The organism is Listeria grayi, from assembly GCF_900638015.1.
Taxonomy (GTDB): domain Bacteria; phylum Bacillota; class Bacilli; order Lactobacillales; family Listeriaceae; genus Listeria; species Listeria grayi.
The window spans coordinates 2,709,091-2,725,362 of record NZ_LR134483.1 but is presented as its reverse complement, the minus strand read 5'-3'; the positions used below and the strand labels follow the sequence as shown (position 1 = coordinate 2,725,362).

The following is a 16,272-nucleotide window of genomic DNA, read 5'->3' as shown; positions in this document are numbered from 1 at the left end:
CAACTGGTCCTAATGGAAACTTATTTCCCAGGAAATGATTGGAAGAAGGAAAGTGGGGATGAGATGTTTTTATATGAAACTGTCAGCAAATTTACAGAAACAGAGCATCACTTGTATCGGTATATAGTAGAGAATAAAGATAGAGTGATGTATATGCGCGTCAGAGAGCTCTCAGAGGCGACACATGTGTCGCCGGCATCCATTGTACGTTTTACTCGTAAACTGGGCTGTGAAGGCTTCTCTGAGTTCAAGGTGAAGTTAAAACAAGAAGCACTACGGATCGGGGAGAAAAAGGCGCTGGATTCGGTCGAAGTCTTGGAAGCCTTTTTTGAGAGAACATTGAACCGTGATTACGACAAGCAGCTGGAAGAGGCTGTCGACATGATTCATGCTGCCAGCTTGGTAGTTTTTCTCGGGATCGGGACTTCCGGTATTCTAGCAGAATATGGCTCGCGCTTTTTCTCAAACTTGCGTAAACGAACTTTTTATATCAAAGATCCGTTTTATCCCAATCCTGGCGAACAGTTTGATAACGCGGTAATGATCATTCTTTCTGAATCTGGCGAGACCGATCAAGTCATCGAACAGGCGCAAAATATGCAGCTTTATGGCAGCAAGATCATTAGTATAACGAATAATAACCGCAATACTCTTTCAAAATTGTCCGATATCAATATCCCTTATTTCGTAACGCAAGAGACGGTGGGGAAAACGAACGTTACTACTCAACTACCTGTGCTTTTCTTATTAGAAGCAATGGCGAAGAAAAACTATAATTTGGAGCTCAAGCAGCAGCGTGATAGTAATAAATAAACTGAAAGACGGCTCGCTAATAGGGTCGTCTTTTTTAATACAAAAAATAACAGCTACCTGATTACAGATAGCTGTTTTTGCCTTATTTCTCGATTTTACGATAAACATGGACGAACTCTGCAACGAGTTCTTTCAGTGTTTCAGTCGTGATCAATAGATCTTCTGCGTGGATAAGTAGCAGTTTGAATTCGATCGTTTCGCCGGAAGCCTCTTTTTGAATAAGTCCGTGATGGACGTGGTGGCCGTTATTCAAGTTTTCGTTGCCTTCCTTGAGCTTCGCCTCGGCTTCTTCAAAATCACCTTCACGAGCCGCTCTGAGCCCCTCTAAGTAAGAGCTTCTTGCTGAACCGACTTCACTGATCATGTTGAAAATGATCATTTCTAATTCATTCATTATACATTTACCTCCTTATGCCTGCTCAAATGGTGATAGACAGCACCAAGCAAGCCAGCTTGGTTTTTATGGGTAGCACTTAGCAGGATCGTGTCCCGCAGGCCGAACCAGTCCATTTTTTCTTGTAGTTCTTGCATGAAAGTAGGTCTGCTTGTTATCCCGCCGCCAATAAAAATGTGCGTCGGATCAAACAAGTAGATCAAGTTGTACAACCCCGCGCAAATATCATTATAGAAATTTTCTACAAGACGAATGCAGACAGGGTCATGGTTGTCATACCCAGCAAAAATCTCTTCTCCTGTTACAGCTGCATAGGCTTTGCCTGTTTGCTCTGCGTATTGCTTCCGCAAAATGTGCATGGTAGCTGTTTGATTCAGTGTATAGCTCCCAGGAGAGAAGGAGCCAGGCCGGGAACTGAACATATAGCCGAACTCCCCAGCGCGGAAACGCCCCCCACGGATCAATTTCCCACTTGAAAAGATGCCGCCGCCGATTCCTGTTCCAATCGTCAGGCAAAGAAAATCATCTAGTTCTTGTGCTGCTCCCAACCATTTTTCAGCAAGCAGTGCGCAATTTGCGTCATTTTCGATACTTGCCGGCAAATGTATTTCTTTTTCGATCCATTCGAGAATGTTGAAATCATCAAAATCACGAATAGCTCCTCCCATAGTGATCAGACCTGTTTCCGGGTTCACATATCCCGGCGCGCTGATCGCGATTCTTGTAACTTCCGGATGAGTAGCTACCCAGCCCTTTATTCCGTCTAAGATCTCTTGGCCGTTAAAGGCGGTTATATTTTTCGACTCGATGGCAGTTATTTCTCCAGTTGGCAAAACGACCCCCATTTTAAGGGCCGTTCCACCAATATCGAAAGCTGCAAATTGAGTTTTACTTGTTGTCATTATATTCACTTCCTAATTTGCTTAAAGTGCTTCTTGTGCATCAGCTTTTGCTTTTTCATCCATGTTTTTGTCAGAAGTTGCTACTTTGTTTGTTACAAGTACAAACGGTAAGTAGATGATCGTTGAGATAACGACACACAGCAACCCGACTAGAAGGGCAAGCCAGTTACCGCCAGTTCCAAGGAATGGAATCAGTGGACCAGGAGTAGTCCAAGGTACTTGATAAGCAACCGGTGGAATGATTTTTAGTGAGATGAAGAAGTAACCAACTAATGTACAAACCGCTGGAGTGATGATGAACGGAATGAACATGATCGGGTTCAACACGATCGGAAGACCGAAAATAACTGGTTCGTTGATGTTGAATAACCCTGGTGCGATCGATAGTTTAGCGATATCACGATACTCAGCTCGGCGAGAAGCGATCAAGATCGCGATCAATAGACCAAGTGTCATACCAGATCCACCGTAGTTTGCAAATCCGTCATTCAGGCCAGCCCATGTTGCTGGATAAGGAGCTCCCCAAGCAGAACCATGTTTTGCTACATAAGAAAGGTTAGCTAAGTTTGGTTCGGTGAAAATACTGTCGCGGATAGCTGCAACTGTATTTGGTCCGTGGATACCAAGAACCCATAGTAAGTTGGAAACAAGTCCGATAATGATAACAGATACAATGTTTGTACCCATATCTTTAAGTGGTGATTGGATTACAGTATAAACAAGGTCATTGATACCTTTAGGTGCTACTAATGTGATCACGTAGTTCAAGATGGAGAACAATACCATGATGATAACTACTGGGATCAATACTTTGAAAGAACGAGATACTGCTGGAGGAACTTGTTCCGGCATTCTGATCGTCAATCTTTCGTTTCGAGCTAGACGGGAGAAAACTTCCCCAGTGATAACGCCGACAATGATTGCTACGAAAAGCCCTTGAGCTCCCAAGAATTTTGTAGTGACGAATGCTTGGTTGTCGATCATTTGGTATGGTGTATAGACGATAAAGAACGCACCGATCGAGGTCAACCCACAGAGGAGTTCGTCTTGTTTAAAGAACAATGCTAAGTTACGGGCTACTAAGTAAACGACTAAGATCGCCATTATGTTTGTGGAACCCTGCAATACTGGTGCAAAAACAACCTGTGCACTAGCTAAGTGCGGGAAAAGTTTACCTAAGAATAAGATCTTAGCGATAAATCCGTCTGGTGAAAGGACTGCGAAGTTGATTAGCGTGATAATGGAACCAGCCATAATTAATGGAAAAACTAGAATAAATGCGTCACGAATTGCTGCAATATGGCGCTGTGAATTAAGCTTGTTCGCTACAGGAACAAGTGCGCGTTCCATACCACTTTCAAATTTGGACATGATACTCATATTTGGAACCTCCCAATTTTTAATATTTGTTTAACGCTTATTAAGCGGTATAACCTTGATTGTGAAACTCAATAGCAAGAAAGCCATGATTTGCAGGCGCTTACATTTGGTGGATCAGAGGATAGATTCCCTTTTTATTCTAAGTTGGCGCCATTAGAAGCGATGACATCCTTATACCAATAGAAGCTGTCTTTTTTGAAACGAGCTAACTCTTTTTCATCCGTTTCATCGCGATCTACATAAACGAAACCATAGCGCTTCTGATAACCGTTCAGCCAGCTAAGCAGATCTGTAAAACTCCATGTGCAGTAGCCAAGCATTTCCACGCCATCTGTGATTGCTTCTTGCACTGCTAAGGCATGAGCACGTAGATAGTCGATTCGATACTGATCATGTATCTCATTCTCTGCTGTCAATTTATCATACTCACCAAGTCCATTTTCCGTGATCAGGATCGGCAGATGATAGCGGCTAGCGATTCGTCTGAGTCCGATCCGAAGTCCTGTAGGATCAATTTCCCAGTCCCAATTGGTCTTTTCAAGATGTGGATTAGTTACCGTTTTGAAAAGTCCTGGAATTCCAGATTCTTCGCTCGTCCCTTTTTGACCAGTCGTATTCATCTTTCCTTCGCTGACACCGTCTAATGGATTATATGCATTGGTGTTTGTCTGATAATAATTGACTCCCATGAAATCCGGTGTTCCTTTTTTTAGAAGCTTTTGGTCTTCTGCAGTGACAACAGGAGCGATCCCATTTGCTTCTAAATAGTTCATGACGATAGGGGGATATTCGCCCCACGCATAAACATCCATCCAGAGATGCGCATTGAATTCTTCTGCATTCTCAGCAGCGAGCACATTTTTAGGAGAAGCATCCAAAGCGTAATTCGGACCGTAAGCAAAACTTGGTCCGATCTTTCCTGCTAAACCGAGCTCTCTGAATTTTGCGATTGCAGAAGCATTTACAAGGTTGGCATGATGATTTGCTAAAAACATTCGTTTACTGTCAGTTACGCCGGGCGGGTGAGAAGCTCTGCTATAGCCATGCGAGATAAAGACATTTTGCTCATTCAGCGTTACCCAATAGCGAACACGGTCACCATAGCGCTGAAAGACAAGTTCGGCATAATCCGTGAAATCTTTGACGATCTGTCTGGATTCAAATCCACCATACTGGTCTTGCAGGCTCTGAGGAAGATCCCAGTGATAAAGTGTCACGATCGGCTCGATCCCATAAGAGATCAATTCGTCGATAAGATTATCATAGAAGAGTAAGCCAGCTTCATTTGGCTCGCCATTGCCCTGTGGTATAACACGACTCCAAGCGATAGAAAAGCGATATGCTTTAAGCCCTTGCTCTGCCATTAAAGCAACATCTTCTTTATAGCGATGATAATGGTCGACAGCTACATCGCCAGTTGTTTCTTTAAATGTTTTACCGGGAATACGAACAAATTCATCCCAGACCGAACGCCCCTTGCCATCGCTTTCCCAAGCACCCTCCACTTGGTATGCAGCAGATGCGGAGCCCCAGAGAAAATCTTCAGGAAAACCTTTCAAGCGTTTGTGTTCCATTGTAGCACCTCCAGTGAAAGAATATTGCATTTATAATGTAAACGTTTTCGGCGGAAAAATAAATACTTTTCTCGTTTTTGGTCATTGTTTCAGGTTAATGGTAAAAGTTTCAGTATTGAAACGTGCTGTTTCAATACAGTTTGACAAGCTTTTTGAGATATTATATTCTATAGGTAATAAATCAAAAAGGTGGTGAAGAAACAATGCTTTTTACAATTGCGCGTTCTAATTTAATGACATTCTTATATTTTGTTCGTGCAATTATTTCCACTATTTTCGTTCAAGGGATCAGTCTGTCCTTTTTTAAACAAACGAATAGTCGAAAAAGAAGCATTGAATCTACCACAACGGTATAAGTATACAGGTTGGAGCGATAGACATGCTGTCTGTCGCTCTTTTTTAATTGTTTCACGTGAAACAATAGATGATTTGCTTCTTGTTCTCAAGGAGGAAATAAAAATGATAATTGCAAGTTTACAAAATGTAAATAAAAGCTTCGTAGGAAATAAAATATTGGAAGACGTTTCACTACAAATAGAAGAAGGCGAAAAAATAGGCTTTATTGGTCGGAACGGAGAAGGAAAGAGCACGTTGCTCAAGATATTGGCGGGCATTGAGCCAGTAGATAGCGGGACAGTAGCCACGAAAAAGAACAGTGTGATCGGACTTTTGGAGCAGATCCCTCAATCACAGGAAAATGAAAGTGTGATCGACTATGCCAAAAAAGGTTTTGAAGGGCTTAACGTGATCGAGCAGGATTTGCGCATGCTGGAGCAACGGATGGCAGAAGATCTTTCGGAAAAATTATTACAGCAATATGGGGAAAAACTAGCGTTGTTTGCGGATAACGGCGGTTACGAAATGGAAAGTATGATCCAGAAAGTTGCAACAGGTTTAGGGATTCCACATTTATTGGAAAGACCGTTCAACTCACTAAGCGGCGGGGAGAAGACGAAGGCGGCTCTCATGCGTTTGCTTGTACAACCTAAAGATCTGCTATTACTGGATGAGCCAACGAATCACTTGGATCTAGGCGCTTTAGAATGGCTGGCTGTTTATCTGAAGAATTATCGCGGCAGTATTGTTTTGATTTCACATGACCGTTACTTTTTAGATGAAGTAGCAGAAAAAATCGTGGAATTGGAAAATCAGGAGTTATTTATTTACTATACGGATTACAGTGGATATTTGAAAGAACGAGAAGAGCGACTGCTGTTGGAATTTCAAAATTATAAAGATCAACAGAAGAAAATCAAGAAAATGGAACAAGCGATCAAGCAGCTTCGCGAGTGGGCATTGCAAGCAAATCCACCAAGCGACTCGTTGTTTCGCCGGGCAAAAAACATGGAAAAGGCGTTAGCTAGAATGAAGCGCGTCAAAAAACCGATTTTAGAACAGAAACAGATGGGATTGCATTTTGAGCAGGCAGAACGAAGTGGGACAGAAGTCATCGTATTAAAAAATGCAGCAAAAGTTTTTACCGACAAACCGCTCTGGGAGAATGTCGATCTGCAGATCAGGCAGGGAGAGCGTGTAGCTATTTTAGGTGGAAACGGCGCAGGGAAATCGACCTTAGTAAAAATCATGCTTGGCACGGAAAAAGTGTCGGAAGGGGAGTGTTTGCTTGGGACAAATGTCAAAGCAGCCTATCTCAGCCAGCAAATGGAGGAATTGGATGAAGAGAATACCGTTTTAGAGACTTTCCGTGATAAAGTTTATGTGACAGAAGGAGAAGCAAGACACTTGTTGGCTAATTTCTTGTTCTATGGCGAAACTGTTTTTAGGCCAGTAAGTCAATTAAGTGGCGGCGAAAAAATGCGGTTGCGGCTAGCGCAATTTATCCATCGCGAGGTAAACACATTGGTTTTAGACGAACCCACGAACCATCTGGATATCGCCTCAAAAGAGGTTTTAGAAGAAGCGCTACAAAAGTTCCCGGGTACGATCATCACAATCTCACATGACCGTTATTTTGTCGATCAACTATGCAGTCGTGTGCTGTGGATGGAGAATCAACAAGTAGTCAGTTATGAAGGCAACTACACCTATGCACATTTTAAACGAAAAGAAACAAATAAATGATTGGAATAGCCGGATCAGAATCTGCTGAAATAGCGTTTTGATCCGGCTATTCATTGGTAGCGCTTACTTTAAAGGGATTTTATTTTATTCAGAAAACGCAATTTTTTCTGAATAAAATAACTATTCTGAGGTGCTTGACAAGCATAACTTCCTTCTTGTAACATCATATCAATACCCAAGTTTCATGTAGTGAAACGAAGCCATTTAACCTATAGCAAATCGCATCAGAGTGGGAGTCTTTTTTTCCCGCCTTTTTCTTTATAGGAAGAGAGTTATGCGTTTTTTGTTTAGGAAAAAATAAAAAGGAGTGTTTGTTAGCGATGTGGGAAAATAAGTTTAAAAAAGAAGGATTAACGTTTGATGATGTTTTACTTGTTCCAGCTCACTCAGAAGTTTTACCCAATGATGTAGACCTAAGTGTAGAGATGACCCACGCTGTGAAACTAAACGTTCCGATCTGGAGTGCCGGAATGGATACGATCACCGAGTCAAAAATGGCGATCGCGATTGCTAGACAAGGCGGAATCGGCGTTATCCATAAGAATATGAGCATCGAAAGACAAGCAGAAGAAATTGAGAAAGTAAAACGCTCCGAAAGCGGTGTTATCATCGACCCATTTTATTTGACACCAGACCACCAAGTATTTGATGCAGAACATCTAATGGGGAAATACCGTATTTCCGGTGTGCCGATCGTTAATAATGAAGAGGAAAAGAAATTAGTCGGAATCCTCACGAACCGCGATTTGCGCTTTATTTCTGATTATGCGACGGTCATCAAAGAAGTTATGACCAAAGAAAATCTAGTCACTGCGCCTGTAGGGACGACGCTCAAACAAGCAGAAAAGATCCTGCAAAAACATCGCATTGAGAAGTTGCCGTTAGTGGACGATAACGGAACGCTAAAAGGACTTATCACGATCAAAGACATTGAAAAAGTAATTGAATTTCCAAATTCTGCTAAAGATAAACATGGCCGCCTACTTGCTGCAGCTGCTGTCGGCGTCACAGGTGATACCTTTATCCGTGCTGAAAAATTAGTAGAAGCCGGCGCTGATGCGATCGTTATCGATACAGCACACGGACACTCAGCAGGCGTTATCAGCAAAGTGGCGGAAATCCGCCAAGCTTTTGCAGACGTAACGATCGTAGCTGGTAACGTGGCGACAGCAGAGGGCGCTAGAGCATTGTTCGAAGTTGGTGTTGACATTGTAAAAGTCGGCATCGGCCCTGGCTCGATCTGTACGACACGTGTTGTTGCCGGTGTAGGCGTTCCGCAAATCACAGCGGTTTACGATTGTGCGACAGTTGCAAGAGAATTCGGTAAAACGATCATCGCTGACGGCGGGATCAAATATTCTGGAGATATTGTAAAAGCATTGGCTGCTGGTGGACATGCAGTAATGCTTGGAAGCATGCTAGCAGGAACCGATGAAAGCCCTGGCGAAACAGAGATCTATCAAGGCCGCCGTTTTAAAACGTATCGCGGGATGGGAAGCCTGGCTGCAATGGAAAAAGGCTCCAAAGACCGTTATTTCCAAGCAGATGCCAAAAAATTGGTTCCAGAAGGTATCGAAGGTCGCGTTCCTTATAAAGGTTCGATCAGCGACATCATCTTCCAATTAGTAGGTGGGATCCGTTCTGGTATGGGCTATACTGGCTCCAAAGATTTGGCACATCTTCGCGAAGAAGCGCAATTCGTGAAAATGACAGGTGCCGGATTACGCGAAAGCCATCCGCATGACATCCAAATCACAAAAGAAGCGCCAAACTACAGCATTTCATAATAAAAAAATGTCTATATCAAAAACGTGCTTTCTTGCGGGTCAAACCCTTCAAGAAAGCACGTTTTTTTCATTGTTTTATGGTAAGTAGAGGAGAATGCTTTACAAAAACAAAATATCCCAACAAATCTCTTTCGCCTAAAAGGTTCATTTCTATGTGCAAAACCGATATACTAATAGATAGAGGAGGCGAAAAGCTCGCATGATACAACAAGCACAACAAATTTTACAAAATCAATTTGGCTATGAAGATTTTCGCGAAGGACAGCAAGACGTTATTGAGAAACTCATCGACAAGCAAGACGTCCTCGCTATCATGCCGACCGGAGGCGGGAAATCGCTTTGTTACCAAATTCCTGCTTTGCTTTTTGGCGGACTTACAATCATTGTGTCGCCTTTGATCTCATTAATGAAAGATCAAGTAGATGCACTTCTTGCAGAAGGTGTCGCAGCTACTTATATTAATAGTACATTAAACGGCCAAGAAATAGATGCAAGGCTCGAAGCCGCAGCGGCTGGAGAAATAAACATGCTATATGTCGCGCCGGAACGAATGGAAACCCCTAGTTTCAGACGCCTATTAGAACAAACTTCCATCTCATTGATGGCGGTGGATGAAGCGCACTGTATCTCCCAATGGGGACATGATTTCAGACCAAGTTACCGCGTACTTTCCAACGTATTAGCGGAACTTCAGCCAAAACCGCCGATTATTGCGCTGACAGCTACCGCTACAGAAGACGTGGCCCGCGATATATGTGATCAGCTCGGTATTACCTACAATAACCGAGTACAAACAGGATTTTCCCGAGAAAATCTATCTTTTCAAGTCGTAAAAGGCCAAGATAAAGATAAATATTTGCTAGATTACCTTAAGAAAAATCACGAGCAAGCTGGTATTATTTACGCATCCACTCGAAAAGAGGTGGAGCGTCTCACAGCTATTTTAAACAAAAACGGCATCGCGGCCGGTCAATATCATGGCGGAATGTCTGATAAAGCCCGAGCGGAATACCAAGAACAATTTCTATATGATGATATTACCGTGATCGTTGCAACAAACGCCTTTGGAATGGGTATCAACAAATCGAATGTACGCTTTGTTATCCATTATAATATACCGCGCAATATGGAAGCTTATTACCAAGAGGCGGGGCGCGCCGGACGAGATGGACTGCCAAGTGACTGTATCTTGCTTTTTGCTCCGCAAGATGCGCATATCCAGCAATTTTTGATCGATCAGTCCGAACTTAGCGAGGAATACAAACAAAATGAATACTTAAAACTACGCAAAATGACAGGCTACGGCTATACTGAAATCTGCCTGCAAAAATATATCGTCCAGTATTTCGGAGATGAAGCGCCGGAGTGCAAACATTGTAGCAATTGCTTAGATACAAGGGAAAGAGTAGATATCACAATCGAAGCGCAGCAGGCTTTTTCCTGTGTAAAGCGAATGGGTGAACGTTTTGGCAAGGCAATGGTTGCCAAAGTTCTTACTGGTTCTCAGGATAAAAAAGTGCAGAGCTGGCGGTTCCATGAACTTAGCACATATGGTTTAATGAAGGGCGTGCCTCAAAACGAAGTGCTGCAGCTCTTAGATTATTTAACAGCAGAACGCTATCTATTAGCGACAGATGGACAATTCCCAGCGCTTCAGCTTTCAGAACTTGCCGTAGAGGTGCTTCGCGGCGAACGCGCTGTACTCCGTAAACAAGCAAGACGTGCAGAAAAAGTGAAAATGAATGTAGATGAAGAACTATTTGATGAATTACGAACCGTCCGTCGTTCTTTGGCCTCCGAATTTCAAGTACCGCCATACATTATATTTTCTGATGATACTTTACGCGAAATGTGCCTCTATCTTCCTAAAGACGAAGAAGCGCTACTCGATATAAAAGGTGTAGGGGAAGCAAAACTAGAGAAGTACGGCACTTATTTTTTAGAAGTTTTACAAAATGTGGAAGACAAAAGAGAGGATTGACATAAATGTCCAAGAGATTGATATTAGCAGAAAAGCCTTCGGTAGGAAAAGATATTGCTCGAGTATTAGGTGCAAACCAATCACGGAATGGCTATATCGAAGGAAATAAAGAAATCGTGACATGGGCGTTCGGTCATTTAGTAACATTAGCAGACCCAGAACGTTACGATGTTAAATACCGCAACTGGGAACTTAACGATCTCCCGATTTTGCCGGATAGAATGAAATTAGAACCTATCAAACAAACACGTAAACAATATGAATTAGTAAAAAAATTGGCAAACCGCAATGATATTTCAGAAATCGTGATCGCCACCGATGCCGGACGAGAAGGAGAATTAGTTGCGAGATGGATTTTAGAATACGCGAAAATAAAGAAGCCTGTTAAGCGTCTGTGGATTTCGTCTGTTACAGATAAAGCCATCAAGCAAGGCTTTGCCCGTCTGCAGCCCGGCGACAGCTTCCTTCCTTTATACCGTTCTGCTATTGCCAGAGCTGAGGCCGATTGGGTCGTCGGAATCAACGCTACCAGAGCGCTAACGACAAAGTATAACGCCCAACTATCGTGTGGTCGTGTTCAAACACCAACTGTCGCGATCATTGATACGCGAGAAAAAGAGATCCAAACATTCAAGCCAGTAGACTATTATAATATCAAAGCCCAAACGAACTTAGGAAGTTTCACGTGGAACAATGGACCTGTTTATGAAAAAGAAAAAGCAGAGAAATTAGTTGCTGTTCTAAAAAACAAAAAAATGGAAATTTCTGCTGTAAATGAAAAAGAAAAACGCCAATCCGCGCCAAATCTTTATGATCTAACAGAATTACAGCGTGACGCAAATAAGCGCTTTGATTTTTCAGCAAAAGAGACACTTACGATCATGCAGGGATTATATGAAAAACATAAAGTGCTGACCTATCCGCGAACCGATTCACGCTACTTATCTGTGGATATCGTACCTACGCTAAAAGAAAGATTGGAAGCTGTGGAGCACGGTGACTATGCGAAGTTTGCAAAAGCGATCCGCAACAAGCCGATCAAAGCATCTAAATCATTTGTAGACGATAGTAAAGTGAGCGATCACCATGCAATTATCCCGACTGAAGAACCCGTATACTGGAGTGAGTTTAACGATCGAGAAAAGAAAATATATGATTTGGTCGTGAGACGGTTCCTAGCGGTTCTTTCTGCTCCATATGTGTATATGGAGCAGAAAATCGAAGCCAAGATCGACAAGGAAATCTTTCAGCTGAAAGAAATCAGTGTGAAGCAGCTTGGCTGGAAAGCAGTATATGGGGAAGACTCCCGCAGACAGGAATCTCAAAAAATAGCAATAGGCAGTGCGATCACGCTACAATCATTGCAGCTGGAAACCGGTAAAACGAAGCCGCCAGCTCGTTTCAATGAAGCGACATTGTTAAGCGCTATGGAAAACCCAACTAAGTATATGGAAAGCACCAATAAAGAATTAGCAAAGACATTAGATAACGCCGGAGGACTGGGAACAGTTGCCACAAGGGCGGATATCATTGAAAAATTATTCAATAGTTTCTTGATTGAAAAACGAGGTAAGGAAATATTTCTTACTTCTAAGGGCAAACAATTGTTAGAATTAGTGCCGAATGAGCTAAAGTCGCCGATTTTAACTGCTAAATGGGAGCAAAAGTTATCCAAAATAGCAGCTGGTGACCTGGATTATCGTGTTTTTGTCGGCGAAATGCGAGAATATGCGCAAAAAGCAGTGACGGAAATCAAACAAAATGACAAAAATTTTAAACATGATAATATTACGTCGACTAAATGTCCGAATTGCGGGAAGCTGATGTTAAAAGTGAAGGGTAAACGAGGGACGATGCTAGTATGTCAGGATAGAGACTGTAATACAAGAGAATCAGTTTCTCGGACTACTAATGCAAGATGCCCTAATTGCCATAAGAAGATGGAGCTGCGCGGCGAAGGGGAAAATCAAATTTTCACATGTGTGTGTGGACATCGCGAGAAGCTATCCGTCTTCAAGAAACGCAAAGATAAAGACAAAAATAAGAATGTGTCGAAAAAAGAAGTCAATAACTATCTAAAGAAACAAGACCATGATGAATTTACTAATAACCCAATGGCAGAAGCGCTTAAAAAGTTGAAATTAGATAAATAACCTAATGGAATCAAAGGAGTGTTTCACGTGAAACATCAAAAAATCGTTATTGAAACAGATGTGAAAATCAAAATGAGAGACGGTGTAAAACTTTCCGCAGACATATACAGACCCGCTGCGGAAGGGAAGTATCCAGTTCTACTCACACGATTACCTTATGGCAAAACATATGGTTTGCACTTTTTACGGCCACAAGTTTTTGCGGAAAATGGCTATGTAGTTGTTGTCCAAGATGTTCGAGGAAGATATGGTTCAGAGGGGGAATTCGTTCCATACATCGCCGAAGTAGACGATGGCTATGATACCATCGAATGGCTAGCAGTCCAAGATTTCAGTAATGGCAACGTAGGAATGTTTGGTTTATCTTACTACGGATTTACACAAGTTCTAGCAGCAATAAGTGGTGCTCCTCACTTAAAAACGATTGCACCGATAATGGCGCAAAACAGTATGACAGACGTTTTTAATGACCATGACGGCGCTTTGGAATTAGGAATGTGGGAAACATGGAATCTGGAATCGATTTTACCAGATATGATGGTGCGAAAATATGCAGGTACACCAGAATACGCTGATAAAATGAATGAGCTGGTCAAGGATCTTTCCAATATCGAGAAATGGTATGATTACAAACCGTATCTGGATTGGCCACCAATGAAAAAAGCAGATGCAATGCCATATTATACGGAACTGCTTCAATTGGAGCGTGATCACAAGCATTGGGAAACGATCGACGCGGCGAAAAATTATGAAAAAATAAAGGTTCCCGGTATGCATGTTGCAGGTTGGTACGATTGCTTTTTAGATAAAACGATCGCAAATTTCCAGAATGGTCATCGTAAAGGTTTAGGAGACCGCTTGATTATTGGTCCATGGACACATGCGAATTTTGTTCAAATGATCGGACAACGTGATTTTGGAATGGCAGCTAACAAATGGGGAGAAGCTAGTAGACATGATTTTCATTTGGAGTGGTTTGATTATTGGTTGAAAGGTATCGAGCCAAAAACCGCGGCGGCACCGATTGAGTATTTTGTCATGGGTAGTAATGAGTGGAAGGAAGCGAAAAATTGGCCATTGGAAAATACGCATTTCACACCGTTATATTTCCATAGCGAAGGGGAAGCAAATTCCAAATCGGGAAATGGGACAGCAAGTTTTGCGAAGCCGAAAGCAGAAGTACCGGACAGCTATACATATGATCCCGAAAATCCAGTTCCTTCATGTGGTGGCGGGACGCTTCATAAAGAACAACAGCCCGATGGTCCGCACGATCAGTCCGTGTTAGAAGATCGTGAAGATATCCTCTGCTATACTACCGCTCCACTTCAAGAAGCGCTAGAAGTCACAGGTCCGGTACAAGTTCAGTTATGGGCGAAAACAGATGCAGTAAGCACAGATTTTACAGCTAAATTGGTTGATGTAGCGCCCGACGGTACAGCGTATAACCTTGCAGACGGAATTATTCGTTCTACCAAACAACATACGAATGTCCAAGGAGAGCTATTGCTTTATACCATTGATTTATGGTCGACGAGTAATAAATTCTTGGTGGGGCATCAGATTCGTGTGGAGATCTCATCTAGCAACTTCCCGAGATTCGATCCTAACCCGAACACAGGAAAAACTTTCATCGATACAGTAGAATCTGTGCCGGCGCAGCAACAAATTTATCATGATGCGGATCACCCCTCACATATTCTGCTACCGATAATTAAGTAAAAAGTTATCTGTACGCAAACTTCAAACCATGATAAAATAAGAAAGTATTTGTCAAAAAAGAGTTATCTAGCAAGGGGAATAGATACTATTTATATAGAGATTTTGATTAACGAAGGAGAATGACATTGAATAAATTAGTGAAACGAGCAGGCGCTGCTATGATGGCAGCATTGCTGGCTATCAGCACATTTTCACTTGTGCCTAATGACGCTCAAGCGGCGACAACACCAAACGTCAATGCGAAAGCAGCATTGACGATCGAGGAAAGCACAGGTAAAGTTTTATATGAAAAGAATCCTGATCAGCTATTAGGAATCGCATCCATGACAAAAATGCTGGATGAATATATTTTGTTAGAAAAAATCGACCAAGGTAAATTGAAATGGACGGATAAAGTAAAAATTTCAGATTACGCCCATGAAGTTTCACAAGATACATCACTTTCCAACGTACCACTTCGAAACGGTGAATTCTATACTGTCAAAGAATTATATCAAGCAATGGCAATCTATTCAGCTAATGGGGCAGCAATTGCATTGGCAGAAAAAATCGCCGGCTCTGAAAAAGCATTTGTTGGCTTGATGAACGAAAAAGCGAACAGCTTAAAATTAGGGAAACATAAATTCGTTAACGTCACTGGTTTGAACAATAGTGATTTAAAAGGGAAACAACAAATTGGTGGTAAAAATAGCGAAAATAAAATGACCGCACGTGGTATGGCAAAGTTAGCAAAATCGCTGATCGATACGTACCCAGATGTTTTAAAGACAGCAAGTACCACAAAACTAGCATTCCGAAAAGGAACAAGTGACCAAATCAATATGAGCAACTGGAACTGGCTACTGCCAGGGTTGATTTATGGACGTAAAGGTGTAGACGGTCTTAAAACAGGGACAACGGATTACGCCGGGATGTGCCTGACAGCAACAGCTAAGCAAGATGGCATGCGCGTTATCACAGTTATCCTGCATGCGAATGGGGGAAACAGCTCCGATCAACATGATGGTACAAGGTTTAAGGAAACAAACAAGATGTTGGATTACGCATTTGATAATTTCAAAGTGAAGCAAGTGGCTAAAGCAGGACAAGCAGTCAAAAAACCAGCTAGCATTAGTGTGAAAGACGGTAAAGAAGATAGCGTGAAATTAGAGACGAACAAAAATGTGAATCTGGTTGTTCCTAAGGACCAAGCTGATCCGAAACTTTCTGAAAATGTAAAACTAGTGAGCAAAGAAATAACAGCACCAGTGAAAAAAGAGCAAAAACTCGGTACGATGGAGATCGCACTGAAAAATGATGATGGACTAGGCTATATTGATGGTTCAAAAACAAATAAAATCCAAGTAGTAGCAACAAATGCTGTGGATAAATCTAACGGCTTTGTGTTAATGTTAAAAGGTTTTGGCAGCTATTTTGTGGATGGCGTAAAAGGTTGGTTTAATTAAGTAGAAAAGAGGCGTTTGAAATCAAGTTTTCAAACGCCT

Annotated in this window: 12 protein-coding genes; 8 read left to right on the top strand and 4 right to left on the bottom strand. The window is 42.0% G+C overall.

The window, feature by feature from the left end:
* Positions 1 to 63 precede the first annotated feature (63 nt).
* A complete protein-coding gene (locus tag EL241_RS13430; RefSeq protein ID WP_036105510.1) occupies positions 64 to 813 on the top strand; it encodes a MurR/RpiR family transcriptional regulator in 750 nt (249 codons plus the stop codon).
* 82 nt (positions 814 to 895) lie between these two features.
* On the opposite strand, the gene EL241_RS13425 is transcribed toward EL241_RS13430, so the two are convergent.
* The 4 genes from EL241_RS13425 to EL241_RS13410 all read right to left on the bottom strand — a co-directional run bounded on the left by EL241_RS13425 (position 896) and on the right by EL241_RS13410 (position 5,063).
* A complete protein-coding gene (locus EL241_RS13425; RefSeq protein ID WP_036105330.1) occupies positions 896 to 1,207 on the bottom strand; it encodes a PTS sugar transporter subunit IIA in 312 nt (103 codons plus the stop codon).
* Positions 1,207 to 2,109, bottom strand: coding sequence for an ROK family protein (locus EL241_RS13420; protein ID WP_036105333.1), 903 nt, complete (start codon positions 2,107 to 2,109; stop codon positions 1,207 to 1,209). Before EL241_RS13420 ends, EL241_RS13425 begins: the two co-directional genes overlap by 1 nt.
* A 21-nt stretch (positions 2,110 to 2,130) precedes the next feature.
* Positions 2,131 to 3,489, bottom strand: coding sequence for a PTS sugar transporter subunit IIC (locus EL241_RS13415; RefSeq protein ID WP_003756854.1), 1,359 nt, complete (start codon positions 3,487 to 3,489; stop codon positions 2,131 to 2,133).
* 134 nt (positions 3,490 to 3,623) lie between these two features.
* Positions 3,624 to 5,063, bottom strand: a complete 1,440-nt coding sequence (locus EL241_RS13410) for a glycoside hydrolase family 1 protein (protein ID WP_036105334.1) — start codon at positions 5,061 to 5,063, stop codon at positions 3,624 to 3,626.
* A gap of 203 nt (positions 5,064 to 5,266) precedes the next feature.
* On the opposite strand from EL241_RS13410, the gene EL241_RS13715 reads away from it, so the two are divergent.
* From EL241_RS13715 to pbpD1, 7 genes are all read left to right on the top strand, one after another.
* Complete coding sequence (locus EL241_RS13715) at positions 5,267 to 5,419, top strand: RAxF-45 family protein (protein ID WP_159099837.1); 153 nt, start codon at positions 5,267 to 5,269, stop codon at positions 5,417 to 5,419.
* 103 nt (positions 5,420 to 5,522) lie between these two features.
* Complete coding sequence (gene abc-f, locus EL241_RS13405; RefSeq protein WP_036105338.1) at positions 5,523 to 7,145, top strand: ribosomal protection-like ABC-F family protein; 1,623 nt, start codon at positions 5,523 to 5,525, stop codon at positions 7,143 to 7,145.
* 320 nt (positions 7,146 to 7,465) lie between these two features.
* Positions 7,466 to 8,932: an IMP dehydrogenase gene (gene guaB, locus EL241_RS13400; protein ID WP_003756862.1), complete on the top strand. Its 1,467-nt coding sequence runs from the start codon at positions 7,466 to 7,468 to the stop codon at positions 8,930 to 8,932.
* 199 nt (positions 8,933 to 9,131) lie between these two features.
* On the top strand, positions 9,132 to 10,913 hold the full coding sequence (recQ, locus tag EL241_RS13395; protein ID WP_036105340.1) for a DNA helicase RecQ: 1,782 nt from the start codon (positions 9,132 to 9,134) through the stop codon (positions 10,911 to 10,913).
* A gap of 5 nt (positions 10,914 to 10,918) precedes the next feature.
* Positions 10,919 to 13,066 carry a DNA topoisomerase III gene (locus tag EL241_RS13390; protein ID WP_126320667.1) on the top strand — a complete coding sequence of 716 codons (2,148 nt, stop codon included), beginning with the start codon at positions 10,919 to 10,921 and terminating at the stop codon, positions 13,064 to 13,066.
* Positions 13,067 to 13,093: 27 nt separating this feature from the next.
* Positions 13,094 to 14,788, top strand: coding sequence for a CocE/NonD family hydrolase (locus EL241_RS13385; RefSeq protein ID WP_036105343.1), 1,695 nt, complete (start codon positions 13,094 to 13,096; stop codon positions 14,786 to 14,788).
* A 125-nt stretch (positions 14,789 to 14,913) separates the two neighbouring features.
* Positions 14,914 to 16,233: a D-alanyl-D-alanine carboxypeptidase PBPD1 gene (gene pbpD1 / locus EL241_RS13380; protein ID WP_036105346.1), complete on the top strand. Its 1,320-nt coding sequence runs from the start codon at positions 14,914 to 14,916 to the stop codon at positions 16,231 to 16,233.
* Positions 16,234 to 16,272: the final 39 nt, after the last annotated feature.